A 22,871-nucleotide genomic window follows, 5' to 3' on the forward strand; every position below is an offset into this window, starting at 1 on the left:
AGCCCTTGCGGCGATCGAGCAGTGAGGTCCGGGGCGAGGAGCCCGGCGTCCGCGCCTAACGTTCGGCGTCACGGTTCTGCCGCAACGACCAGATGGTGTGCGGCGGAGCCGTCTCGTGGACCCGGGTCTCGTACGTCGCGTCGGCCCGGTCCATGTCACACGCGTACTCGACTCGGCCGCCGCACGGCGCGTGCAGGAAGCGGAAGATGTTGGAGCCGATGGTGTGCCGGCCGAGCTTGCGGGCCTCGCGCCATCCCTTGTCGATCATGTTGTTGCCGCCCTCGATGACATCGTCGACGCCCGGCACCTCGTACGCGATGTGGTTGATCCCGGCCTTGTCGGGCCGGTGGCAGAGCAGGAACGTGTGCTGGTCGTCGTCGCCGGGGGCCTGCATGAAGACACCCATGGGCTCGACGATGTCGGTGGGGCGAAAGCCCAGCCGGTCGGTGTAGAAGGCGACGGCCGCCGCGCGTCCGGCCTTGGGGATGTTGAGGGCGACGTGGCACATCCGCAGTGGCCGCACCTGCCCGACCGGCCCCAGCGGGGCGTTCCAGCGGTCGATGCTGCCGGAGACGTTGGCCGGGCGCGGAGTGACATCGAGGGGGCGCGGGCGGGCGAGGGTGAGCCCGACCCCGAAGCCGGTCTCGTCGACGGTGTGGTGCACGCCGTCCGCGCTCTCGCGCACCGCACGGTCCTTGCCCACCTCCCGTACCAGGAGCTCCAGTTCGGCCGCACTGTCCACGCCCCAGACGATCTCGCACACCGTCGGCCCGTCCTCGAGGGGTGGCGGCAGGAATGCTCCCGGAGTGGTGTCCAGCTGGACGGTCTGCCCGGCCAGGGTCTCCAGGGCGGCGTGCTCATCGGTCCGTTCGAGCAGGAGTAGACCGAAGTCCTCGAAGAACCGCACGGATCCATCCAGAACCCCGGTGTCCGGGACCCTGTAGGCGACCGATTCCATGCGCTGAATCCCCATCGATTCCTCATTCCATGACGGAATTTCGCCGAGCGTGAGTGTGAACTCGAACCTGAACTTTCACCTGAACCTGAACCTGAACGTGGGCGTGGGCGTGGCCCTGAATTCCCCCGGCGATCGTAGATTTGCCGGCCGACGGCCTCAACGGGCCTGCCGTGCGGTCTCTGCAATCCTTGGTTGCGCACCGGCTCCGAGCGCCGGCATGGGGTTCCTGGAGAACCATCCTGTGAGGTACTCCAGGAACACGGCGACCTTCTTCGGTGTCGACCGGCCGGGTCCGTAGATCGCGTACAACGGCCGGTCGGGGGCGCCCAGTTCGGGCAGCAGTACCTCAAGGGCGCCGGAGAGGAGGTCGTCGTAGGCGGGTCGCTGCGGAAGAAGCCCGATGCCGCGACCGTGCACGGCCGCCTTCTGCAGGGCGATGTAGGAGTTCGAGGAGAACGCCACGTCGCGGATCTTGTGCAGTGTCGACGCGTGTCCGTGGCCGATGCGCCACACCGGATCGTTGACGTGCACAAGGCACTCGTGCCGGGCGATGGCGTTCGGCTCGGTGAGCGGCCCGTGGCGCTCCAGGTATTCCGGAGCGGCGCACAGGACGAAAGGCAACGAGGCGATCTTCTTCAGGCGCACCCCGGAATCCCGCAGATCGCGGGTGTGGAACGCGACGTCGAATCCGCTGTCGAGAAAGTCGTACGTCCGGTCCGACATGCCGCCGAGTTCGAACCGTACGTGAATCTTCGGATGGGCGGCCGAGAAGGCGGCGATGGCGTCGCCGAGGTCCAGGCTGCCGATCCATTTCGGGCAGATGATGCTGAGTGTGCCCTCGGCCCGGTCGTGGCTCTGCGCCAGCGAGGTGTCCTGTTCCGCTATCTCGTCGAGGATGCGGGAGCAGAACTCGGCGTAGAGCAGGCCCTGTTCCGTCAGGCTCACCGAGCGCGCGGTGCGGTTGACGAGGCGGACGCCGACCTGTCGCTCCAGTTCGGCCACGTGCCGGGAGACGAGTGAGCCGGAGGAGCCGAGTTTCTTCGCGGCCCCGTTGAAGCTGCCGTTCCGGGCGACGGTGACGAAGCTGTGCATGAGCAGTAGGCGGTCCATGGTCCCTCGCTTTCAGGTGCCCCCGCAGAGATCAAAATAAGGTCACCCTCACCTAAATTGTCAACCATCATGTTGTCAATCGATTCGCCTATCGAGAGTGCGGGTGCTGCTTGCGCTGCTCGCGCGCCACTCGCCCGTATTCCCGCACGTCCGGGAACGGCGGCTCCTTGTCGGCCTGCAGATCCACCTGGAAGGTGTTGAGGCACATGCCGAGCATGGTGAAGTTGCCGAGCGCGCCGATGGCGTCGACCAGGCCCTGGGCGCCGAAGTGCTGGTGGGCCGCGGCGAATGTGTCGTCCGTGACGAAGTGCTCGTCGAGCACCTCGTGCACGAACTGGTAGAAGGCCTGGTCGGCAGGGTCGTCGAAGTGCACGTCCGTGTGCCGCTTCTCGGCGATGGCACGGACGGCGGCCTCCGGGATCCCGGCGTCGATGGCCTGCTGCACATGCGCGTTCCAGGAGTACTGGGCGTCCCAGTTGCGCGCGGCCATCAGGAGACTCAGCTCGCGCAGATGCTTGGGCAGGGAGCAGTCGAAGCGCGCGAACGCGCCCAGGGAGTCGGCCCGTTCGGCCATCTCCGGACTGTGCAGCCACACGCGGAACGGGCCGCGCACGGCCCCCCGCTTGCCGGCGATCCGGGCGGCCAACTCCTTCTGGCGCGGGGTCATCTCGTCTTCGCTGAGCACGGGGAGCCGCATGGCCGCATACCGCCTTGGTGTCATCAGGGCACGGCCTGCTTTAGCCGTGCGGACGGTGGCCGACGGTACCCCCGCACCCGCCCGCCGTGATCCCTCCGGGAGTGCAACGTAAAGCTGCGCGCCGAACGGCATCCCCCGACGTCACACGCCTTCTAGCCTCGGTCGACGCACTGCACTACTGGTGAGAGGTTCCCCGCATGACCACGATCATCAAGGCCGCCGACGTCCCGCTCCTCGACCGGGGCGGAGCCGTCGCGTCCACACCCTTGATCACGACCCCCTCCGCGGGCGGCGAGAACAAGATCACCAGCGGGATCAGCGTCTACCCGGTGGGTTCCGGCGCCCCGTTGCACTCGCACAACTGCGACGAGCACGTCACGATCCTCGACGGCGAGGCCGAGGTCGTGGTCGACGGCGAGGTGACGAAGCTGGAGCGGTACGACACGACGTACGTCCCCTCCCCGATACCCCACCTGTTCCGCAACGTCGGAGACACCCCGCTGCGCATCCTGTGGGTGTACTCCTCCGGGTACGTGACTCGCACGTTCACCGAGACCGGCAAGACGGTGGAACACCTGTCGGCGGAGGACCAGATGGGCTGACGCACGGCTTTGCGCAGAAAGTGGATTCATATACCGGATTCATACTGCCCTGCGCGGGACCGTCGGGTTGTCAATGCGAATGATGTGGCAGCTCGTAAAATATGCAGGCCGCGGCCGTCGGTTGGGGGGTGCGTTTCCCCGTGTCCTGCAAGGTTCCGTTCTCGCGGATTTTGAGCACGAGGAGTTCCTCGCTGGATATGCAGGCCACGACCAGGTACTGGCCATCCGGAGAGATGTCGCACCCCCTCGGCCATGTGCAGTCGAGATTCAGGATCTGTAGACGTGTGAGTCGGCCGGATTCCTGATCAACCATGAAGGTGGTGATGCACTCGAATCCGGAGGTGTTGTCGCTTGCGCCGCGCGTGATCGCGTAGAGGCGGGTGCCTGAGGCGTTCAGTTTCAAGTCCTGCTGTTCGAACTTTCCGCCTTCTGGGATCCTGCTCTTGAGCCACCTTCCCGGTACCGGCTCCACGGTATTGACGGGAGTCAGATTTCCCTCCGTGTCGTAGGTGAACGCACATACCTCGTTCACGGCTTCGTTGTTCATGAAGAAGTACGGTTTGTGCGGATGGAAGGTGCAGTACCGCGGGGCGGACCCGCTCGGGCGCGCGTGTTCGGATGTGCGGATGAGTTCGTTCCGGTCGCGGTCGATTCGGAAGAAGCTGATTCGATCGCTTCCCTTGTCGCACACGGCGAAGAGGTTGCCGCTCGGGTCGGGGACGCAGCAATGCGGGTGAGCGTTTGCTTGATTGGCATTCGGGCCGGACCCGTGATGTTTGTACATGTCGTAAGGCTGGCCAATGACACGATTCTCGTCGACAGGGAACAGAGCCGTCGTGGAGTCTCCGTAATCCGTTGTGACATGCCACGTGCCGTCCCGCCCCTTCTCGCTCTTCGTGACGGGAGCCGAGGTGCCGTGGTTCGAAACCATCAGGTACCTGCCGGTGCCGTCCACTGCGGGCATCGACGGCATTGCGGCGTATGTGCGTGCAGCGCAGATCTGCGTCAGCTCGCCGGAGTCGGCGTCGATGGCGAAGGAGATCACCCGGCCGCCGCCTCCCGTCTCCCCGGGCAGGTCGGCCTTGGAATCAACGACGTAAAGCGCGTCATTCTTGGGAGTGACAAAGAAATCTCCGACGCTGATGTCGTCCGCGACGGCCGTCTTCAGCTTCAGGTCCCCTGTCCTGGGGTCGAACTCGTAGAGCCACAGGCCCTGTTCGCCGCCCAGGTGCGACCAGGCTCCGACGGCCAGGAACATCGTGCTCGTACGGGTTCCGGCCACGGCCCGTGCAGGTACGGTGCCGGCGAAGAGGCTGAATCCGAGGGCGACCGTTCCCTTGGCCACGGCCCGCCTCCCTATCGCGTGCTTGTCCATCGCGTTCCTCCGCATGGGTGCCAGGACTGCTCTTCGCGTGATCGTGGCGGCCAGAGCGAGCGGCTTGTAAGCGGCCGGAACGCAAACTAAGTGTGTGTCTGTCGGACGTGGGTCTCCGGTCGGCCCGGGGGGCATGGGCCATGCCCCCGGGCCGACCGACGGAGTTACTGAGCTACTCCGAGGTGGCCACCGTGGTGCTGAGATCACCTTCCGTACTGTTCTCGCGTTCAGTCTCAGTGGACTTGTCGGGCAGTACTGCGAACGCCACCGTGGCGAGGGCGATCGACACGAGTATGGCGATGACCATCGGGGCGGCGCTGTTCTCGCCCGCGATGCCGACCAGCGGTGAGATCGCCGCGGCGAGCAGGAACTGCAGGAAGCCCAGGAACGCCGATCCGGTCCCGGCGTGCTTGCCGGTCTCGGCCAGCGCGAGCGTGGTGGCGTTGGCGAAGATGGGGCCCATCGAGCCCTGGAACACGGCGAACAGCACGAGCGTCGGGACCGTCGGTACGCCAGCCGAGACACACACCGCCAAGCCGACGGCCGACAGTACGGCGACGGTCAGTCCGACCGCGATCATGCGGCGGTACGGAACGCGCCCGGCCAGCGCGGCGGCGACGGCACTGGTGGCCACGACGACCAACGCGTTGAGGCCGAACAGCAGCGAGTACATCCCCGACGACAGGCCGATGACCTGCTGCATCACGAACGGCGACGCCGAGATGTAGGCAAAGAGAGCCGCGAAGGCGAAGCAGAAGGTGAGGAGATAGGCGACGTAGGTCCGGCTGGTCAGGGTCTCCCGGACGGCGGAGAACGTCGCGCTCAGGCCACCTCGGGCGCGTGCGGACTTCGGCAGTGACTCGCGCACCCACACCAGTGTGCAGACGGAGGCCAGCAGGGCCAGGGCCGCCTGGACCCAGAACACCGCTCGCCAGCTCGCGAAGGCGACGATCGCGCCGCCGGACAGCGGGGCGACGACCGGAGCCACCACGTTGATGATCATCAGCACGCCGAGCAGCCGCGCGGCCGCCTGACCGCGCGAGGTGTCGGAGACGACGGACCGGGCCAGCACGACGCCGGCCGCGCCGCTGAGTCCTTGCAGGAACCGGCCCAGGGCCAGCAGTTCGACATTCGGAGCCAGCGCGCAGGCGACCCCGGTGACCGCGCAGATCGCGGTGCCGAGCAGCAGCAGCCGACGACGGCCGAGCGCGTCGGACATCGGCCCGATGAACAGTTGGCCCAGGCCGAGACCGGCCAGGCACGCGGTGAGTGTCAGCTGTACGCCGGTGGCGGTGGTGCCGAGTTCCTGGGCCATCGCGGGGAACGCGGGCAGATACATGTCCAGCGCCAGCGGGGCGACAGCGGTCATCAGGGCCAGGGCGGCGATCAACCGGCCAGTGACGCGAACGGGGGTGTCTTCCATCTGTGCTTCCGATCCACAAGAAGTGAGCGTGGCAGTTAGTTATGAGCTAGATATATATCTCTAACATATCTGATATGGTCGAACTCATGACTGCGGCCCGAAACCATGCGGTCGAGCAGCGAAGGCTCGCCACGGTGCTACGCGACCTGGGTTGGACGATCCATCGCTTGTTGCCCGAGGTGGCTGGGCTGGAGCCGCTGTCCAACAGCGAGTTGGCCGTGGTCAAGCAGGTTCTTTCGACGCCGGGCGTGACAGGCGGCGAGATCTCCCGCCGCTTGGGCATGCGGCAGAGCAATGTCAGCGCCGCCGTTCGCGGGCTGGTGGAACGCGGGCTGGTCGAGCGGGAGCGCAGCGCCGAGGACCGCCGGATCACCTGGCTGCTCCCGACGGAGAAGTCACTCGGTGCCGTGGAGTCGATCGCTGTCACGTGGTCAAAAACCTTGCGATCGGCGCTGTCCGAACTCACTCCGGAACAAGCCGACGCCATCGAGTCCGCCACGGACGCGCTGCGGGCGCTGGACACGGTGCTGCGCGAGGGCCCCGGCCCGGAGTCCTGACCTCGCCCGGTCGGTTTCCGCGTCGGCCGTCCCCGGGCGAGCCGCCGTCCCCGGGCGAGCCGCCGTCCCCGGGCGAGCCAATGGAGAGAGGGCATGCGCGATCCGTGGGGAAGCGCTCGTACTGCACGTTGAGGTTGAGTCCCAGCGCGCTATCCAGCCGTCTGCCGCGTCACTACTTTCGTAGCCGTGATCAGTCCCGTGTGTCTGGAAGACGACGGGAAGAAACGGCTAGCGAAGGTGGCTGGGATGATTCGAGGCAGTGTCTTGATAGTCGGTGGCGGGATCGGTGGCCTGTCCACCGCGATCGCGTTGCAGAACGCCGGATACGAAACCCGCATCCTGGAGCTGCAGGAGGGCGTCCACTCCTCTGTCTACGGAGTGGGGATCATTCAGCCGGTGAACGCGCTGCGGGCGCTGTCGATGATCGGCTGTCTCGAGGAGTGCCTGGCCGCCGGCTACGCCAGTAAGGCCTGGGGGCGGATGCTCGACGTTGATGGCAACGAGATCCGCGAGGTGCCAGGAGCGGTCATCCCGGAGTCCGGTCTGCCGTCGATGAACGGCCTGACCCGGCCCAAGCTGCACAAGATTCTGACGGACAAGGCGCTGGAGGTCGGCGTCGTCATCACATACGGCGCGACGTTCACCGAACTGACCGAGCACGCCGGTGGCGTTGATGTGTCCCTCAGCGACGGCGGCACGGTCACCGTCGACATGGTGGTCGGTGCGGACGGCGTCAACTCCAAGGTGCGCCCGTACGTGTTGGGCGAGGACGGGCCGCAGCCGAAGTACCTGGGCCAGTCCGCGTTCCGGGTGAACATCCCGCGTGAGCCGGAGATCGACCGGATCGTGCTGCAGCACGGCCCGGCGGGAATGGCGGGATTCGTTCCGATCGGCCCCGACCTGGCGTACCTCTTCTACAACATGAACTGGGAGGAGGGGCGTCGGCTGCCGCAGGAGCAGACCGCGGAGCAGCTGCGCAAACACCTCGCACCGTTCGGCGGCCTGACCGGCCGCGTGCGTGACAAGTACCTGGACGACCCGTCCGCGATCGTCTTCAGGCCGGAGGAGTGGCTGATCGCCCCGGCGCCCTGGCACCGCGGCCGGATCGTCCTGATCGGCGATGCCGTGCACGCCGTTCCGCCGCACCTCGGGCAGGGAGCGGCGCAGGCCATCGAGGACGGCGTCGTGCTCGCCGAGTGCCTGTCCGACTCCGGGGACCTGGAGTCCGCCTTCTCGGCCTACGTCGGTCGCCGCTACGACCGCTGCAAGCTGATCGTGGAGTCCTGCGTGAAGATCGGCCACTACGAGATGGACCCGGCCGGCCACCCCGACTTCGACCATGCCGGGCTGACCCAGCACTGCCTGGAGACGATGGTCAAGCCGCTCTGAGGGGGGTTGAGCCGATGTCTCCTTGCGTGTGAGGTCAAACCAACCGGTGGCGGCGGGGCGGGTCATCAGGCTGGTCATGCCTGCTGCCCGGGCGCAGGCGGTCACGGTCAGCTTGCCGTCGCCGAATTTTGAGCGCTGCACCATGCCGTCTGCGGTGAGCCGTTGACCGTGTCATCGTCCACGGTCACCTTGCCGGGCTTGCCGAGTCGCTGCCCCGCCGCACCGGACACCGGGAGGGACCGTTCGTCGGTGGTGTGTCCCGTGACCCGCAGCGATGCGGTGTCCACGCGCGCGGTGCCGCCCTCGACCGTGAAGTCGACTGCGCTGCCGTGCACTTGGGGCGGCTTGGTCGAGGCGGCGTCGTCCGACGGCGACCCGGCGGTGGCGGGCACTTCAGGCGCTTCGACCGCCGTCAGTACGCCTCCTCCACCAGGTCGATCAGCGCCTGTCGTGACACCCCGGCCTCGCGGGCTCGCGTACACAACTCCCTTACCGTGCCCCGGATTTCGCTCGCGCCTTCGCCGGTGGCGACGACCACTGCGCCGCGGCCACGGCGGAGTTCGATGACACCTTCTTCGCGCAGGGCCTGGTAGCCGCGTAGGACTGTGTGAATGTTGACGTCGAGGGAGTCGGCGAGGGTGCGGGCGGCCGGGAGGCGCTCGCCGGTCGAGACCTCGCCGGCGGCCACGGCGCGGCGTACGCAGGCGGCGATCTGTTCGCCAAGTGGCGTACGCGCGGCCGGGTCCACGCGGAAGAGCACCGTCAGCTCACCTTCTCGCGCCGGGCGAGCGCGTTGAAGAGGGCGGCGCCGGTACGGGCGTCGTCGACCGTCACGCTGAACTCCCGTCCGGAACGCCGCTTGACGGCCAGCGCCTCACCACCGCGCACCACGACACCGGAGCGACCGGGGCGCACCCGGTAGCCCCAGCCGCCGAAGTCTCCCAGCGGGCTGACCTGCCGTACCAGGGCTTCGCCCGCGTCGAGCGGCACCCGGGCCTCGGGCCAGGGCAACACCCCGAACCGCACCCGCAACCCCCGCGCGTCGACCCGTACTCGTACCCGACCGAAGCAGGTGAGCAGCACTCCGACCGGAAGCACGATCACGAACGGAGACCAGCCGTACAGGCCGAGCCTGGCCGCACCGACCGCCGCGAGTGCGACGCCCGCGGTCAGGACGACCTCGTTGACGGCGGTACGGGTCCACACCGCGCGTTCGCCCGCGCGAAGTTCCATGTACGGAGGTGTGTCGCCCGCACCCGTGCCTTCCCCCTCCGGGACCGGCACTCGCGCGATCAGTAGCCGGCCGAGCAGCGCGGACAGCAGGCCGACTCCCGCGGCCGTGCCCATCTGCCACAGCGGAAGGGACGCCCCCGCGCCGTCGGACAGGCCGCGGTTGACGATCACGACGGCGGAGAGGATGTAACCGATGAATCCGGCGACACCCCAGCCCAGGACCACGGTGAACCGGGTGGAGCGCGCCTCGCGGCCACGGCGCACGGTGATCGCGAAGAGAGCGCCGAGCGCGGCCAGGGTCACCAGCGCGCTCACGGCGTACGAGGTGAGCGAGGCAGTCCCGTCGACGTCCCCGCCGAGCCCGAAGTGGGTGCCGAGTTCGTCGGGCAGGTCACCCGAGACGACGGCGACGATCACCGCGAACGCGATGAGGGCGAGCACGTACGGCGCCGCGGCGACGGCGGTGAGGGTGCGGGTTCTGCCCGCTCGCGGTGTTCCCATGACGACCCTTCGCAGTAGTTCGACTTGTTCGCATTGTATGCGAACAAGTGGGAGGGATGGAAGATGGAACACCGCGTCGTGCCGGCTGACGGGTGAGCCTGCCGCTCGGCCCGCAAAAGTCGGGGAAGCGGCGGAGGACGTCGGGGCCGTCTCGGTACTGTCGTTTCGCATGACCGACACGGAGATCGAGATCACTGCGGACCTGGTCCGTGACCTGTTGCAGGAGCAGCACCCGGACCTTGCGGGGTTGGCCGTCCGCGAGGTGGCGGGCGGCTGGGGGAATCAAATGTGGTGTCTCGGGGCGAGTTGGCCGTGCGGATGCAGCGCATGGCCCCACCCCCGAGAGCCAGTTCAACGAGCGGCGCCGGCTTCCCGTGCTGGCTCCGCGTCTGCCGCTTCCGGTGCCGAACCCGGTGCGGTTCGGCGCACCGTCCGCGCGCTTCCGCGGGCACTGGACCGTGATGACGTGGGTCCCCGGCGTGCCGCTGGACCACGGCGTGATCAGTCGCGGCGCGCACGCGGCCGAGGCTCTGGCGGGTTTTCTCAGGGCGTTGCATGTGAAGGCGCCCGCGGAGGCGCCGGTCGCCGAGGACCGCGGCGCCCATCCCAGGAACTACACGGACGGCTTCGAGGACTTCATCCAGGCCGTTGTCCCCGACGGCCTCGCCGGCGATGTCCGGGCTGTCTGGGGGGACGCCGTTGCGGCCCCTGGGTGGGAAGGTCCGCCGGCCTGGGTGCACGGCGACCTGCATCCCGCGAACGTCGTCGTCGCGGACAGAACGCTCTCGGGCATCGTCGACTTCGGTGACATGTGCGCCGGCGATCCGGCGTGGGGCCTTGCTGCCGCATGGGTGCTCCTGCCCGCGGGGAGTGCCTCGCGGTTCTTCGATACGTACGCGCGGGCAGACGGGGCGACGATCCGGCGCGCCCGCGGGCTGGCCGTCAGGAAGAGCCTCTTCCTGATGCTCATGGGACAGAACGGCGACCGGGGTTTTCCCGGCGGCAAGCCGCACTGGGGGCCTGCCGGCCGGGCGGCACTCGAGCGTGTGCTGAGAGGCAGTTCGATGTAGCCACGGGGCGACGAGTCGACGCCCCGTGGACGCCGCTCGTCCCCGCTGGTCACATCAGGCCCAGTCCGCGGCCTCGGCGAGAGGACCGGCCAGCATGCCGCCGTCGACCAGGAAGTCGGAGCCGGTGCAATAGCTGCTCTCGGCGGAGACCAGGAACGCGATGACGTGCGCGACCTCTTCGGGTTCCCCGATTCGCCCCAGGGGGACCGTGGAGCCGGAGTGCCCCTTGTTCCGGCGGATGCTTTCGCGCTGCCCCGCTCCCTGACCGCCCATCATCGTGTCGACGAAGCCGGGCAGCACGGCGTTGACGCGAATGCCGTTCGCGGCGAGTTCGAGCGCCGCCTGGCGGGTGATTCCGCGAATCGCCCATTTCGCAGCGCTGTACGAGCCGAGGCCGGGTTGGCCCACGGTTCCGGCCACCGACGAGACATTGACGATGGAGCCGCCTCCCGCAGCGCGCAGCGCGGGGGCCACCGAGCGGATCCCGAGCCATACGCCCGTCTGGGATATGGCTACCACCCGTTCGTAGTCCGCGGTCGAGGTGGATTCGATGGTGCCGTCCAGTGCGATGCCTGCGCAGGAGACCAGTGCATTCACTTTCCCGAAGCGTTCCTCCGTCGCCGCGACCAGGCCGGTCCAGTCCGTTTCGCAGCTGACGTCCACGTGCGTGTACATGGCCTTCGGGCCGAGTTCGGCGGCGAGTTCCTTACCCTCTGCGTCCTGGATGTCCGCGATGACGACGTCGGCTCCTTGTGAAACGAGGAGCCGTGCTGTGGCTCGGCCGATTCCATGCATGGATGCGCCGCCGGTGACGATGGCGGTCACGTTTTCTAGACGCTTCATAGTTGCTCCTCCTGCCGGCTTTCCTGGCGGGTCTGTGGTGCGGGGTCGGCGCCGATCCGTGCGTAGACCGCGGGCCGCCGTGCCCTGAGCCAGGTGCCCAGGACGGTCCCGGCCAGAGCGACGAAGACAAGCAGCCACGGAAGTGAATTGATCAGCGGCGAGGAAACCCCGGTGAGTTTGTCGAAGTTCTTGACGATGAGGACCACCAGCACGGAGAGGCCGACGAAGGCGGCGGCAGTTGCCGCGAGGGTGCCCCGCAATCGCTCGGTGCGGCGCGCGACGTAGGTGCCGATGGCCGCGGCGGCCGCGACCTGGAGCAGCATGACGCCGAGGGTCCCCACGCCCGTCATCGAGGTCACGACAGTCAGGTAAGGGTCAAGACCGGTGCTCGCGGCAACGACGACGACGAGGAGATTCACCGAGCTTTGGAGGAGGCTCGCTCGTGACGGTGTGCGGTGCCGCGGATGCGGGGAGCCCACCCACCGGGGCAGCAGTCCCTCGCGTCCCGCTACGAATACGTAGCGATTGGCGACATTGTGGAGGGCGAGGAGTGAGGCGAGCAGGCTCGTCAGGTACGTGATTTGCATGACGGTGGTGAGCGCATGGCCGGCGTACGTGTCGCTCAGGGTGAAGAACGTGTTCCCGAGTTCCTTCGACGCGACCGACTGCACCTTGTCGGGCCCGATGGCTCCGACCGCGATCCAGGACGAGAGGAAGTAGAAGACCGCGATCACCACGACAGACAGGAACGTGGCACGGGGCACGGTCTTGTGCGGTTCGGCCGTTTCCTCGCCGTACAAAGCGGCCGACTCGAAGCCGATGAAGGACAGCAGGGCGAACATGAAGCCGAGCCCGATCGACTTCGCATCTGAAACCGTGTGCGGCGAGAAGATCGAGAGTGGGAAGGCGTCGGCGCCGCGGTTCATGACCATCGCGATGTCGAGGATGATGATGGTCGCGACCTCTGCCGCCAGCAGGTAGACCAGCACCCGCGCCGCTACGTCGATTTCGCGATAGCCGAGGAAAGCGACGACGGCGATGGCAGCCACCGACAGCACCGGCCACGGTAGGTGAAGCCCGAACACGGAGCCAGCGATGAGGTTTCCGAAGTATCCGAACCCGGCGACACAGGTCAGGGCCACCGCGTTGTACGCGACGATGGCTACGAAGGAGGCGGCCACGGCGGGCGGCCTGCCCAGGCCATGGGCGACGTACTTGTAGAAGCCGCCGGAGCCGCTCATCCGCCGGCTCATCGCCGCGTATCCGACGGAGAAGAGGAGGAGGACGGCTCCCGCGACCAGGAACGCGAGAGGGGTGGCGGCCCCGCCGCCGAGTGCGAAGCCGAGGGGGATGATGCCGGCGATGCACGAGATCGGTGCCGCCGCGGCAACGACCATGACGGTGATCTTGGAAGTGGTCAGTGTCCCCTTGAGGTTGGCCGACTCACGGGCTGCGGGCGGGGCTTTCTTCGCAATGGCCATCTTGTCCTTTGCCTTCGTCGCGGAGCGGACCCCGGGGGAGTGTGATGCGGGTGGAAGTCGAGCCGACCGTAGCCACCGGCGAGGAGCCGGTCTTTGTGTAAGTGCGAGCAAAAACGCGGGGGCTTCATCGGAATCGTCAGTCGCCGAGAATGCGCCACGTGACGTCGTCCGGCCTCCTGCCGAACCCCACAAGTACGGAGGCGTGTGTTGCAGGAATCCGTAGATCCCGCAGGCCCGCCCACGGGTGACGCTTGGCCGCGAAGCCCGGGGCCGCCCGGGGCACCTTGTGACCATCCGAATCCGCCCGCCCGACGCAGGGGAGCCACGTTATGAAGAATCCCGGTGCCATGTCGGCGCCCCGCACGACACCTCTGGAAACCTGGCAGCCGGAAGGCGTGACACTACGGTCCGGGACCCCCGCGGGCCGCGGCTTCACCCTCTTCGAGGACCACCGTGACGGCGCCCGGGCCACCGGCTTCTTCGAGTGCGACCCCGCCGTCACCGAGTACCTGCTCGAGTACAACGAGTTCATCTACGTCATCGAGGGACAGGCGCGCGTCGAGCTCGACGACGGCAGCGCCGTCGAACTGGGCCCGGGAGACTGCGCGTTCCTCCCGAAGGGCCACCGCTCCACATGGACGTTCAGGTCGACGTTCAAGGAATTCTGGGTCCTGTGCGACTGACCAGGACCCGGCGTTCGCGGTCCACCGGATGAACAGCCGGTGGACGCCATGAAGATGACGAGCCTAGGCTCCGGGAGTGGCCTTGGAAGACAACCTGCGTACGCTGTCCGACACCATCCGGGAGCGTCTTCCCGCCCTGACGGACGCGATCCAGCACCGTCTCAGGGAAGAGGTGCCGGAGTACTACGTACGAGACGATCCGCGCCTCGCGGCCTCGGAGACCGAATCGATCATGTCGTCCCTCCGGGACATCCTCGACGGGCTCACCGGGAACCGCGAGGCCCCCGCCACCGCCTCCGATGCCACGCTGCGCGAGGCACGGCTGGCCGCGCAGGCCAACCTCGACCTCCATGCGCTGCTGCACACGTCCCGGGTGGCGCAGGCATGCCTGTGGGACGTGTTCCTCGAAGTCGCCAACGAGCACATCCAGGACGACGAGGAACGGCTCGACATGCTGCGGCGCGTCAGCAAGTTCCACTTCGCCTGGAACGACCGCGTCACCGCTTCCATCATCGACACGTACCAGAAGGAGTACAGCGCCTTCTATCTTCAGGGACGCGACCGCAAACGACGCGCCATGGTCCGCGACATCCTGGCCGGACTGCCCGTCGACGCCGCCGCGCTCGGCTACCAGCTGCGCGGCCGGCATCTCGCCCTCATCGCCTGGGGCGGTTCGCCGGAAGCCGCCCTCAAACGCATCGCCACCACCTTCGGCTGGCAGGTGCTGACCGTGGCGGGCTCGGACGACACGGTCCTCGCCTGGCTGGGCCGACCCGGCACCAAATCCACCGGCGACCAGGACGTGTCCGCGGTCGACTTCGGTCCCGACACCTACGTGGCCTGCGGGCAGTACGCCAACGACGTCGAGGGTTTCCGGCTCAGCCACCGCCAGGCCTGGCAGGCATACCGGGTCGCCCGGATCTCCGCACGCCAGGTGACCTGGTACCAGGACGTCGCCCTGGAAGCCCTGGTGTTGCGTGATCTGACAGCCGTCAGCGACTTCGTGTCCCAGGAGTTGGGGCCACTGCACGGAACCGGTGAGCGGGCACGTGTGCTGCGCGGCACCCTCGTGGCCTACTTCGCCAGTGGACAGAACGCGGCATCGACCGCGACGGTCATCGGTGTGCACGAACGCACCGTCGCCTACCGGCTGCGTTCCATCGAGAAGTGGCTCGGGGTGTCCGTCTCCGCGCGCCGGGACGAACTCTCCGTCGCCCTGCGCCTCTTCGAACTCCTGGAGTCCCGGCCGCGCGACGCGGGCGGCGAGACACCCGTCGCCCTGCCCGCCGCCGGGCCGCTGCTGTAACCGGACCCCTCAGGCACCGGGTTCCGTCAGGAATCCACGCAAACACCTGCGGTCCTTGACCGGAAAGTGAAGTACCACCGCCCCGGTGTCATGCCGCACCGTGGAGCACTCCACTGCCCCCGCCGACTCGCGGCCGGGGCAGCAACCGCCATGCGTGGGTGCGTATGTACCCCGGTGACGCCCCGCCCACCCCGTACCCGGCCCACCGGGAAGGTGTCCTGTGAAACCACCACCGTTCGCATACGAGTCACCCGAGACACTCGACTCGGCCGTCGCCGTGCTCGCCGACGTCGGCGACGAGGCCAAACCACTGGCCGGCGGCCAGAGCCTCATCCCGCTCCTGAACCTGCGCTTCGCCTCACCCACGACGCTCGTCGACCTCAACCGCCTGACCGGCCTGGACCACATCCGTGTGGACGGTGACACACTGCGCATCGGCGCCCTGACCCGCCACAGCACCGTGGAACACAGCCGCGACGTAGCCGTGCACCACCCGCTCCTCGCCCAGGCCATGCGTTTCGTCGCGCATCCGCAGGTGCGCAACCGCGGCACCCTCGGCGGCACCGTCGCGCACGCGGACCCCGCCGCCGAAATCCCCCTGGTCATGCTGCTCGCCGACGCACGCTTCACGGCCCGCTCCCTGCGCGGTGAACGCGAGCTCGCCGCGCGGGACTTCTTCGTCTCCCTCTATACGACGGTCCTGGAACCGGACGAGATCCTCACGGAGGTGTCCCTGCCGATCGCCCCGCCGCGCCACGACCGGGCCCGCGGCAGCTCGTTCCAGGAGTTCGCACGACGGCACGGTGACTACGCGATCGGGGGCGCGGCAGCCGTCGTGGAACTGGGCCTGGACGGTGTCTGCACCGATGTCCGCCTCGGCCTGCTCGGCGCCGGCGGAACCCCCCTGGAGGCGGGCGAACAGGCACGCGCACACCTGCTCGGATCCGAGGTCACCGCCGAGGCGGTGCGCGCCGCCGCCCACGAGGCGACCACCGGCATCAGCCCACCGGCCACCCTGCACGGAGACACCAGGTACCGGACCACTGTGATCACCGAAATGGCCATGCGGGCACTGCGTGGCGCGACCGACGCGGCCAAGGAGGCACGGACATGAGCAGGCACATCGAGGTCGCGGTCGAGGTCAACGGGGAGCGATACGTGCGCGACGTCGAGCCGCGGCTGCTGCTGTCTGATTTCATCCGTCACGAACTGCACCTGACCGGAACACATGTCGGCTGCGAACACGGCGTGTGCGGTGCCTGCACCATCCTGCTCGACGGTGCACCGGTCCGCGCCTGCCTGATGCTCGCCGCACAGGCCGACGGGCACCGCATCCGCACCGTGGAGGGCCTGGGCGAAGACGGCGCGTTCACACCGCTACAGGAAGCGTTCCGAACGTGCCATGGCCTCCAGTGCGGATTCTGCACACCCGGATTCCTGATGACATTGCAACCAGTCGTGGACGCCGGAGCCGCACTCACCGACGACGAGGTGCGCGAAGCCATCTCCGGCAACCTGTGCCGGTGCACCGGGTACCAGCAGATCGTTGGCGCCGTCCAACTGGCCCTGGCCGCAGGGGAAGACGGTGTCTTGCCGCACTCCGGCAAATCCGCTCCGACTCTTGTGCCTGAGTGCACTGTGGCCCCAACCGCACCGGCACAAGACTGAACACGTCCCGCACACGACGGGGCACCCCACCCAAGGAGGAACACACGTGATCCGGCATGTCTTCATGTGGCAGGTGGCCGACGGCAACGACCCCGAGGAGGTGGTCGCCCTGCTGAACAAGCTCAAGGGCCTTGCCAGCCTGCGCAGTTGGGAACTGGGCAAGCGCACCGGCGACCCGGGCGACAACGGCACCCCGTGGGACGGCGTACTCATCAACGACTTCGATGACTGGCAGGGCCTGGAGGACTACTCCGTCGACACACTGCACACCGAAGTGGTCGCCCAGCTGATGCCCAAGCTCGCCGCCCGCGCGGTCGTCGACTTCGAGAAGGGGGTGACGGTGTGACCACCACTCCGTCCCCGTCGCGCGCCGGAGTCCGGGCCGCGTCCAGCCCTTGGGGCCCAGACGACCAGCTCGGTGCCCTCAACCTGCTGTCGCCCATCGCCGGGGCCGCGGTGCTGGCCCGCGCGGACGGCCGCCACGTCTACGACCTCAGCGTCGACTACTACGTGGGTATGCCCAGCTTCCAGGCGGCCGGCGACCCCGCGTACCAGATCTACATGAGCCACACACCGGGCGGAACCGCGGTGGACAACCTCAACGGCGCCGGTGAACAGGTCAACCGCCATGTCTGCTACTCCGGCGACGTGGTGTTCATGTACACCCACACCGGAACGCACATCGACGCGCTCAACCACTTCGGCGTGGACGGGCAGATCTACAACGGCTTCACCCCCGAGGAACACCTCGGCAGCAGGCACTGGACCAAGGGAGGCGCCGAGCAGATCCCGCCGATCATCACTCGTGCCGTCCTCCTCGACGTGGCGCGACTCAAGGGTGTGGAGTGCCTGCCCCCGTCATACGCGATCACCGTCGACGACCTGCGTGCCTGTCTGGACGCCGCTGGAACCGAACTCGCCCGGGGGGACGTGGCACTCGTGCGCACCGGCCGGATGGCGTACTGGCCCGACGGCGCCAAGGTGCTCGGCAACCCGCCCGGCCTCGGCCTGGACGCGGCGCGCTGGCTCACCGACCAGGGGATCGCTGCCGTGGGCGCGGACCAGGAGTGTGTCGAGGTGGGCCCGTCGGAGCACGAGGACAACTGGCTGCCGGGACACTGCCACTTCCTCGCCGAGGCCGGTGTCCCGATGATCGAGCTGTTGAACCTGGAGGCACTCTCCCGCGACGGACACACCGAGCTCTGCCTGATCGCCGCGCCGATCCGGCTGCGGGGAGCCAGCGGGGCACCCCTGCGTCCGCTCGCGCTGCCGCTGCGCCCCGCAGCCACGACGCAGGACGGCACCTCATGAGGATCGCGGTCGTCGGCGGCTCGCTGGCGGGACTGCACGCGGCGGTCCTGCTGCGCGACGCCGGTTTCGAGGTGGACCTGTACGAACGCTCACCGGCACCCCTGTCGGGCCTGGGCACCGGCATCGTCGTACAGCCGGAAGTGGTGCGCTATCTCCTGGAGCGCACCGCCACCACCCTCGAGGAGATCAGTGTCTCCTCCCACGTGATGCGTTACCGCAGGGCCGATAGCGGTGACCTCCTCGGAGAGATACCGGCCGGCTGGCGTTTCACCTCCTACAACTCCCTCTACCAGGGGCTGTTGCAGTCCTTCGGACGCGAGCGCTACCACTGCGGACGGGCCCTGATCGGCCTCGACCAGGACGCCGACCGCGCCGAACTCCGCTTCGCCTCGGGGGAACGCGTGACGGCCGACCTCGTGGTGTGCGCCGACGGCGGCTTCTCCACCGCGCGACAGCGGCTGCTCGGGCTGCAACCCGAGTACTCCGGGTACGTCACGTGGCGCGGGGTCGCCGACCGGGACACGGTGTCCGGTGAGACATGGGACCACTTCGACGAGGCCTTCACCTACGGGCTGCTCGACGACGGGCACATCATCGCCTACCCCATCCCCATGACGGGCGCCACCTCCTCGGTGACCCGCGGCCTCAACTTCCAGTGGTACTGGAACGTCGAGGGCGCGGCCCTCGACGAACTCATGACGGACACCAGCGGGGTGCGCCGGCCCGTCTCCGTCCACCACGGCGCCCTGCGGCCCGAGGTCCTCGCCGAGTTCCGCGGCAGGGCGAAGGAGGGGCTCGCCGGGCCCTTCGCGGAACTGCTGCACGCGGCGGCGGAGCCGTTCGTCACGGTGATCGCCGACAGTGACGTGCCCACGGTCCGGGTCGGCCGGTTCGTGCTCATCGGAGACGCGGCGATCACCCCGCGGCCGCACGCCGCCGCGGGCGCGGCCAAGGCGGCCGCGGACGCCTGGGACCTCGTGTCGTCCCTGACCGGATCCGCGGACGACCCTCTGGCCGCGCTGCCCGCATGGGAGGCCCGGCGCCTTGCCGTCGGGCGCGCCTATCTGCACAAGGTGCGCCGCATGGGAGACGTCCTACAGAACGGCGGACCGTTCGAACCGGGCGACCCGGCCAACCAGTTCGGTCTCGCCACCGCCGCGCGGTCCTGACCGGACCGCCACCAGAGAGGACCACGCCGTGCAGTTGAACAACGAAATCCGGGTGCCGCTGCCCATCGAGGACGCCTGGAAGCTGCTCACCGATCTCGAACGGGTGGGGCCCTGCCTGCCCGGCGCCTCGATCACGGGCCGGGAGGGCGACGACCACCTCGGCCAGGCGAAGATCAAGGTGGGGCCGATCACCGCCAACTACAAGGGCACCGCCCGCTTCACCGAACTCGACGAAGCCGCCCACCGGGCCGTCCTGACCGCCTCGGGCCGCGAGGCCCGCGGCGGCGGAAACGCCTCGGCCACCGTCACCGCGGAACTCGTCGACAAGGGCGCCGAGACCCAGGTCGTCCTCGTCACGGACCTGGCCCTGTCCGGCAAGGTCGCGCAGTTCGGCCGCGGGGTGATCGCCGACGTCAGCTCGGCACTGCTGAACACCTTCAGCGAGCGCCTCGCCGAGCTGCTCGAAGCCGACAGCGCGCCGCCCGAGCCGACGACACCCGGTCCGCCCGCGCCCACCCGTGCGGCGACCACGAGCGGTCCGGCGCCCGTAGCGGACGAGGCACTCGACCTCCTGGCACTCACCCGCGGCGCGGACGCACTCCGGTTGCCGAAACCGGCCGGCTACGCCGCTCTCGCCCTGCTCTCGCTGGCCATCGGCTGGCTGCTGGGGCGCGGTTCGTCATCGAGAGGCTGAGTCCGTGCGGCGCGGCCCATCTTCCGTGCAGTTGTCCCTAGGAGAGAACGTGGCAACGAACGAGATGGAACCGGGATTGACGCCGACCTCGGCCGCCGAACCACCGCGGGACGAGCCCGGCGGCCTCAAGCCGGCCACACTCACCACGAACCAGGCGCTCGGTCTCGCCGTGGTCGTCTTCAGTCCCGTACTGACCGCGGCGACCGTCGGTGTCCTCATCGGCGGCGCGACAGGCAGCTCGGGCTGGCTGTCCGTGCTCGCCGGGGCACTCGTGATGACCTGCATCGGGGTGGCCATCGCACCCTTCGCACAACGCCACGTGGCCTCCGGCGCGTTGTACTCCTACGTCGGTCATGTCTTCGGCGGCGCCGCCAGGTTCGTGGCCAGTGCCTCGCTCGCCGTCGGGTACCTGGTGGGCCTGATGGTCGTGCTGGGCGCCCTCGGGCTGTACGCGGGGAGCATGTTCTCCTCCGTGTTCGGCATATCGGCCGCCAACGGATTCGTCGGGCAGGCGGTCATCTACGCGGTCACCATGGCGAGCGCCGCGCTGCTGGCGTTCAAAAGCCTTGATGCCTCGGCGAAACTGAGTATCGCGCTGCTGTTCCTCTCGGCGCCCGTGGTCCTCGCCGTCCTGATCGGGAACCTCTTCTCGGCCGGGTTCGACTTCATCGGCCAGTTCACGTTCCATGACTTCTCGTTCAGCGGATTCTCGTTGGGGCTCGCGCTGAGCACGACCTTCACCGTCGGCTTCGAGACCAGTGCGGCGACGGCGCTGGAGACGAAGGACCCGGTCCGCACCGTGCCCCGCGTCATCATCCTGGTGCCCGTCATCGTCGGCGGCATCGCCGTCGTCGCGTCGTTGCTGTCGGTGCCCAGCCTCGGCGCCCTGGCGGACCGGATCGCCGCGGGCGAGTCGCCGGTCGCCGCCATGGCCCACCATGCGGGCCTCGGCTTCCTCGCCCAGGCCTCCGACATCGCCCTGGTGGTGACCTGCTATGCCATCGTCGTCGGATTCATGAACTACGCCCCCAGGGTGTGGGCGGCGATGGCGAACGACGGCCTGTTGCCCGCCGCCATCGGCCGCGTGGCCCGACGCACCAGGACTCCCGGCACCGCCATCCTCGTCATGGCCGTACTGACCGCGGCCCTCCCGCTGGCGCTGGCCGCCATCACGGGAGCGGGGCCCATGAAGCTCTACCAATACCTCGCCACACTGTTCCCGTACCTCTGGGTCGTGCCCTACATCCTCATCTGCGGCGGAGCCATCGTCCTCCTGCACCGCGAGGGTGAACTGACCGTGGCCAAGGCGTTCGCCTGCGCGGTCGGCGCGCTCGCCACCGGCTGGCTCTACCTCAACTCCCTTGTCAATCCCACCGGTACGGCCCTGGACGCCATGACATGGATGGCCCCGGTGTCGATCGTGGCGATGATGCTCATCATGGGCGCGCGGCGCCTGGTGGCGCGCCCCCGCAACACGACCGAGGAGACCCGATGACGTACGACACCCTTGTCGTCGGAGGCGGCTTCGCCGGCCTCCGATGTGCCCGCGAACTCGCCGCCGCCGGCCAGTCGGTGCTGCTGCTGGAAGGCGGTGACCGGCTGGGCGGCCGCGCCTACCGCCGCCGTTCGGCCACGTCCCCCGGCCTGGAGGTCGAGATCGGCGGCGCGTACGTCCACCGCCATCACCACCCGCGGGTCGCGGCGGAGATTGAGCGGTACGGGGTCAGGACGGAACCGGCCGCCGAGGCCACCGTCTTCCGCAACCGGCTCGGCCCCGGCGGCCGCGACGCGGCGCTGCCCATTCCCGTGGAAGAGGCGGCGGAGGCCGAAGCGGGCCTGTACCGCCTGCTGTCGGACGCCCACCGCATCGATGTCGACGCGGGCCTGGACGCACAGGGTCTGGACGACCTCGACATCTCCCTTCTCACCTACGTCGATTCACTGAAGCTGCCCCCGGTCACCCGCCAACTGGTGCTGTCCTGGGGCTGGAACATGATGGGGCAGCCGGTCACCGAGGCGTCCGCGCTCTGGGCCCTGCAGTTCGTCGCCGCACACGGATACAGCGTGCTGGGTGTCGTCCTGTCCATCGACGAGGTGCTCAGCGACGGTACGACGGCGCTGGTCGAGGCGATGGCCGCCGAGGTGCCCGACATCCGGCTCGGGGCCGTCGTCGAGAGCGTCCGCCAGGGCGGCGCGGGTGCCGAGGTCGTCGTGCGCGGCGGGGAGGTACTGACCGCCCGGGACGTGGTCGTCGCGACGCCGCTGAACACATGGCGCACCGTCACCTTCGACCCGCCGCTGCCCGCGGACCGCGCCCCGGTGGTGGCACAGGGCCATGGCTGCCGAGGCCTGAAGATCCTCGTTCAGGTCACCGGGGTACCGGCGGGCATCTCCTGCACCGGCGATGGTGTCTTCCCGACCCTCTACGACTACATGGCTGCCGAGGACGGCGGCCGGATCCTGGTCGCGTTCACGGATTCCGGTTCCTTCGACCCCACCGACCCGGCGGCGGTCGAGGCCGCCGTCCACCACTACCTGCCGGAGGCCACGGTCGTCGGTGTCGACTACCACGACTGGTCGAGCGACCCGCTGTTCCTGGGCCCATGGGTGTCGCCGAGAGTGGGCCAGTTCAGCCGCGTGCACAAGGCGCTCGGCGAGGCACACGGCCGGGTGCACTTCGGGGGCTCCGACGTGTCACTGCGGTTCCCCGGCTACATCGAGGGAGCGCTGGAGACCGCCGACCGGGCGGTGGGGGAGATCCTGCACGGGCGGCAGTCCGTGTGACAGACCTCGCGACTTGT

The 22,871-nt window shown here is 68.6% G+C and carries 23 protein-coding genes and 1 pseudogene; 14 read left to right on the forward strand and 10 right to left on the reverse strand.

Going from position 1 to position 22,871, the window contains the following annotated elements; genetic code table 11:
* Window positions 1–55 precede the first annotated feature (55 nt).
* From ACWD2L_RS02910 to ACWD2L_RS02920, 3 genes are all read right to left on the reverse strand, one after another.
* Window positions 56–973, reverse strand: coding sequence for a VOC family protein (locus ACWD2L_RS02910; RefSeq protein WP_351332335.1), 918 nt, complete (start codon window positions 971–973; stop codon window positions 56–58).
* A 141-nt stretch (window positions 974–1,114) separates the two neighbouring features.
* Window positions 1,115–2,068 carry a LysR family transcriptional regulator gene (locus tag ACWD2L_RS02915; protein WP_351332338.1) on the reverse strand — a complete coding sequence of 318 codons (954 nt, stop codon included), beginning with the start codon at window positions 2,066–2,068 and terminating at the stop codon, window positions 1,115–1,117.
* Window positions 2,069–2,156: 88 nt separating this feature from the next.
* On the reverse strand, window positions 2,157–2,765 hold the full coding sequence (locus ACWD2L_RS02920; protein ID WP_451187120.1) for a carboxymuconolactone decarboxylase family protein: 609 nt from the start codon (window positions 2,763–2,765) through the stop codon (window positions 2,157–2,159).
* Window positions 2,766–2,962: 197 nt separating this feature from the next.
* Here ACWD2L_RS02920 and ACWD2L_RS02925 point away from each other — a divergent pair, with 197 nt between their 5' ends.
* Window positions 2,963–3,367, forward strand: a complete 405-nt coding sequence (locus ACWD2L_RS02925; RefSeq protein WP_351332344.1) for a cupin domain-containing protein — start codon at window positions 2,963–2,965, stop codon at window positions 3,365–3,367.
* Between the two features lie 70 nt (window positions 3,368–3,437).
* Here the strand turns inward: ACWD2L_RS02925 and ACWD2L_RS02930 are convergent, their stop codons facing one another.
* Together ACWD2L_RS02930 and ACWD2L_RS02935 are read right to left on the reverse strand one after the other, a co-directional pair.
* Window positions 3,438–4,712, reverse strand: a complete 1,275-nt coding sequence (locus ACWD2L_RS02930; RefSeq protein WP_351332347.1) for a lactonase family protein — start codon at window positions 4,710–4,712, stop codon at window positions 3,438–3,440.
* 202 nt (window positions 4,713–4,914) lie between these two features.
* Entirely contained in the window at window positions 4,915–6,165 is a 1,251-nt protein-coding gene (locus ACWD2L_RS02935; protein WP_351332350.1) for a multidrug effflux MFS transporter, read from the reverse strand.
* A 74-nt stretch (window positions 6,166–6,239) separates the two neighbouring features.
* Between ACWD2L_RS02935 and ACWD2L_RS02940 the strand changes: the two genes are divergently transcribed.
* Together ACWD2L_RS02940 and ACWD2L_RS02945 are read left to right on the forward strand one after the other, a co-directional pair.
* On the forward strand, window positions 6,240–6,722 hold the full coding sequence (locus ACWD2L_RS02940; RefSeq protein WP_351332353.1) for a MarR family winged helix-turn-helix transcriptional regulator: 483 nt from the start codon (window positions 6,240–6,242) through the stop codon (window positions 6,720–6,722).
* 246 nt (window positions 6,723–6,968) lie between these two features.
* Window positions 6,969–8,111 carry an FAD-dependent monooxygenase gene (locus tag ACWD2L_RS02945; RefSeq protein WP_351332355.1) on the forward strand — a complete coding sequence of 381 codons (1,143 nt, stop codon included), beginning with the start codon at window positions 6,969–6,971 and terminating at the stop codon, window positions 8,109–8,111.
* 107 nt (window positions 8,112–8,218) lie between these two features.
* On the opposite strand, the gene ACWD2L_RS02950 is transcribed toward ACWD2L_RS02945, so the two are convergent.
* Genes ACWD2L_RS02950 through ACWD2L_RS02960 form a run of 3 tightly spaced genes read right to left on the reverse strand, consistent with a single transcriptional unit; the run spans window position 8,219 to window position 9,845 of the window.
* Window positions 8,219–8,503, reverse strand: a complete 285-nt coding sequence (locus ACWD2L_RS02950) for a hypothetical protein (protein WP_351332358.1) — start codon at window positions 8,501–8,503, stop codon at window positions 8,219–8,221.
* A gap of 20 nt (window positions 8,504–8,523) precedes the next feature.
* Window positions 8,524–8,871, reverse strand: a complete 348-nt coding sequence (locus ACWD2L_RS02955; RefSeq protein ID WP_351332361.1) for a GntR family transcriptional regulator — start codon at window positions 8,869–8,871, stop codon at window positions 8,524–8,526.
* Window positions 8,872–8,873: 2 nt separating this feature from the next.
* Window positions 8,874–9,845 (reverse strand): DUF1648 domain-containing protein, encoded by a 972-nt coding sequence (locus tag ACWD2L_RS02960; RefSeq protein WP_351332364.1) that lies wholly within the window; start codon window positions 9,843–9,845, stop codon window positions 8,874–8,876.
* A gap of 169 nt (window positions 9,846–10,014) precedes the next feature.
* Here ACWD2L_RS02960 and ACWD2L_RS02965 point away from each other — a divergent pair.
* Window positions 10,015–10,915 (forward strand): annotated as a pseudogene (locus tag ACWD2L_RS02965) (aminoglycoside phosphotransferase family protein).
* Window positions 10,916–10,969: 54 nt separating this feature from the next.
* Here the strand turns inward: ACWD2L_RS02965 and ACWD2L_RS02970 are convergent.
* Both ACWD2L_RS02970 and ACWD2L_RS02975 read right to left on the reverse strand, forming a co-directional pair.
* On the reverse strand, window positions 10,970–11,740 hold the full coding sequence (locus ACWD2L_RS02970; RefSeq protein ID WP_351332367.1) for an SDR family NAD(P)-dependent oxidoreductase: 771 nt from the start codon (window positions 11,738–11,740) through the stop codon (window positions 10,970–10,972).
* Window positions 11,741–11,754: 14 nt separating this feature from the next.
* On the reverse strand, window positions 11,755–13,239 hold the full coding sequence (locus ACWD2L_RS02975) for an APC family permease (RefSeq protein ID WP_351332370.1): 1,485 nt from the start codon (window positions 13,237–13,239) through the stop codon (window positions 11,755–11,757).
* A gap of 329 nt (window positions 13,240–13,568) precedes the next feature.
* Here ACWD2L_RS02975 and ACWD2L_RS02980 point away from each other — a divergent pair, with 329 nt between their 5' ends.
* The 10 genes from ACWD2L_RS02980 to ACWD2L_RS03025 all read left to right on the forward strand — a co-directional run bounded on the left by ACWD2L_RS02980 (window position 13,569) and on the right by ACWD2L_RS03025 (window position 22,854).
* Entirely contained in the window at window positions 13,569–13,922 is a 354-nt protein-coding gene (locus ACWD2L_RS02980; RefSeq protein WP_351332373.1) for a cupin domain-containing protein, read from the forward strand.
* Window positions 13,923–13,998: 76 nt separating this feature from the next.
* Entirely contained in the window at window positions 13,999–15,228 is a 1,230-nt protein-coding gene (locus ACWD2L_RS02985) for a PucR family transcriptional regulator (RefSeq protein ID WP_351332376.1), read from the forward strand.
* A 220-nt stretch (window positions 15,229–15,448) separates the two neighbouring features.
* Complete coding sequence (locus tag ACWD2L_RS02990) at window positions 15,449–16,342, forward strand: FAD binding domain-containing protein (protein ID WP_351332379.1); 894 nt, start codon at window positions 15,449–15,451, stop codon at window positions 16,340–16,342.
* Window positions 16,339–16,896 (forward strand): (2Fe-2S)-binding protein, encoded by a 558-nt coding sequence (locus ACWD2L_RS02995; protein ID WP_351332381.1) that lies wholly within the window; start codon window positions 16,339–16,341, stop codon window positions 16,894–16,896. The genes ACWD2L_RS02990 and ACWD2L_RS02995 overlap by 4 nt, the downstream gene beginning before the upstream one ends.
* Before the next feature lie 46 nt (window positions 16,897–16,942).
* On the forward strand, window positions 16,943–17,242 hold the full coding sequence (locus ACWD2L_RS03000; RefSeq protein ID WP_351332384.1) for a Dabb family protein: 300 nt from the start codon (window positions 16,943–16,945) through the stop codon (window positions 17,240–17,242).
* Window positions 17,239–18,207 (forward strand): cyclase family protein, encoded by a 969-nt coding sequence (locus tag ACWD2L_RS03005; RefSeq protein WP_351332387.1) that lies wholly within the window; start codon window positions 17,239–17,241, stop codon window positions 18,205–18,207. Before ACWD2L_RS03000 ends, ACWD2L_RS03005 begins: the two co-directional genes overlap by 4 nt.
* Window positions 18,204–19,376, forward strand: coding sequence for an FAD binding domain-containing protein (locus tag ACWD2L_RS03010; protein ID WP_351332390.1), 1,173 nt, complete (start codon window positions 18,204–18,206; stop codon window positions 19,374–19,376). The genes ACWD2L_RS03005 and ACWD2L_RS03010 overlap by 4 nt, the downstream gene beginning before the upstream one ends.
* Window positions 19,377–19,404: 28 nt before the next feature.
* Window positions 19,405–20,070 carry an SRPBCC family protein gene (locus ACWD2L_RS03015; RefSeq protein WP_351332393.1) on the forward strand — a complete coding sequence of 222 codons (666 nt, stop codon included), beginning with the start codon at window positions 19,405–19,407 and terminating at the stop codon, window positions 20,068–20,070.
* A gap of 49 nt (window positions 20,071–20,119) precedes the next feature.
* Window positions 20,120–21,565 (forward strand): APC family permease, encoded by a 1,446-nt coding sequence (locus ACWD2L_RS03020; protein WP_351332396.1) that lies wholly within the window; start codon window positions 20,120–20,122, stop codon window positions 21,563–21,565.
* Window positions 21,562–22,854, forward strand: a complete 1,293-nt coding sequence (locus tag ACWD2L_RS03025; RefSeq protein ID WP_351332398.1) for a flavin monoamine oxidase family protein — start codon at window positions 21,562–21,564, stop codon at window positions 22,852–22,854. The genes ACWD2L_RS03020 and ACWD2L_RS03025 overlap by 4 nt, the downstream gene beginning before the upstream one ends.
* The last annotated feature ends 17 nt before the right edge of the window (window positions 22,855–22,871 follow it).

The sequence above is a fragment of the Streptomyces sp. NPDC002754 genome (genome assembly GCF_053592315.1).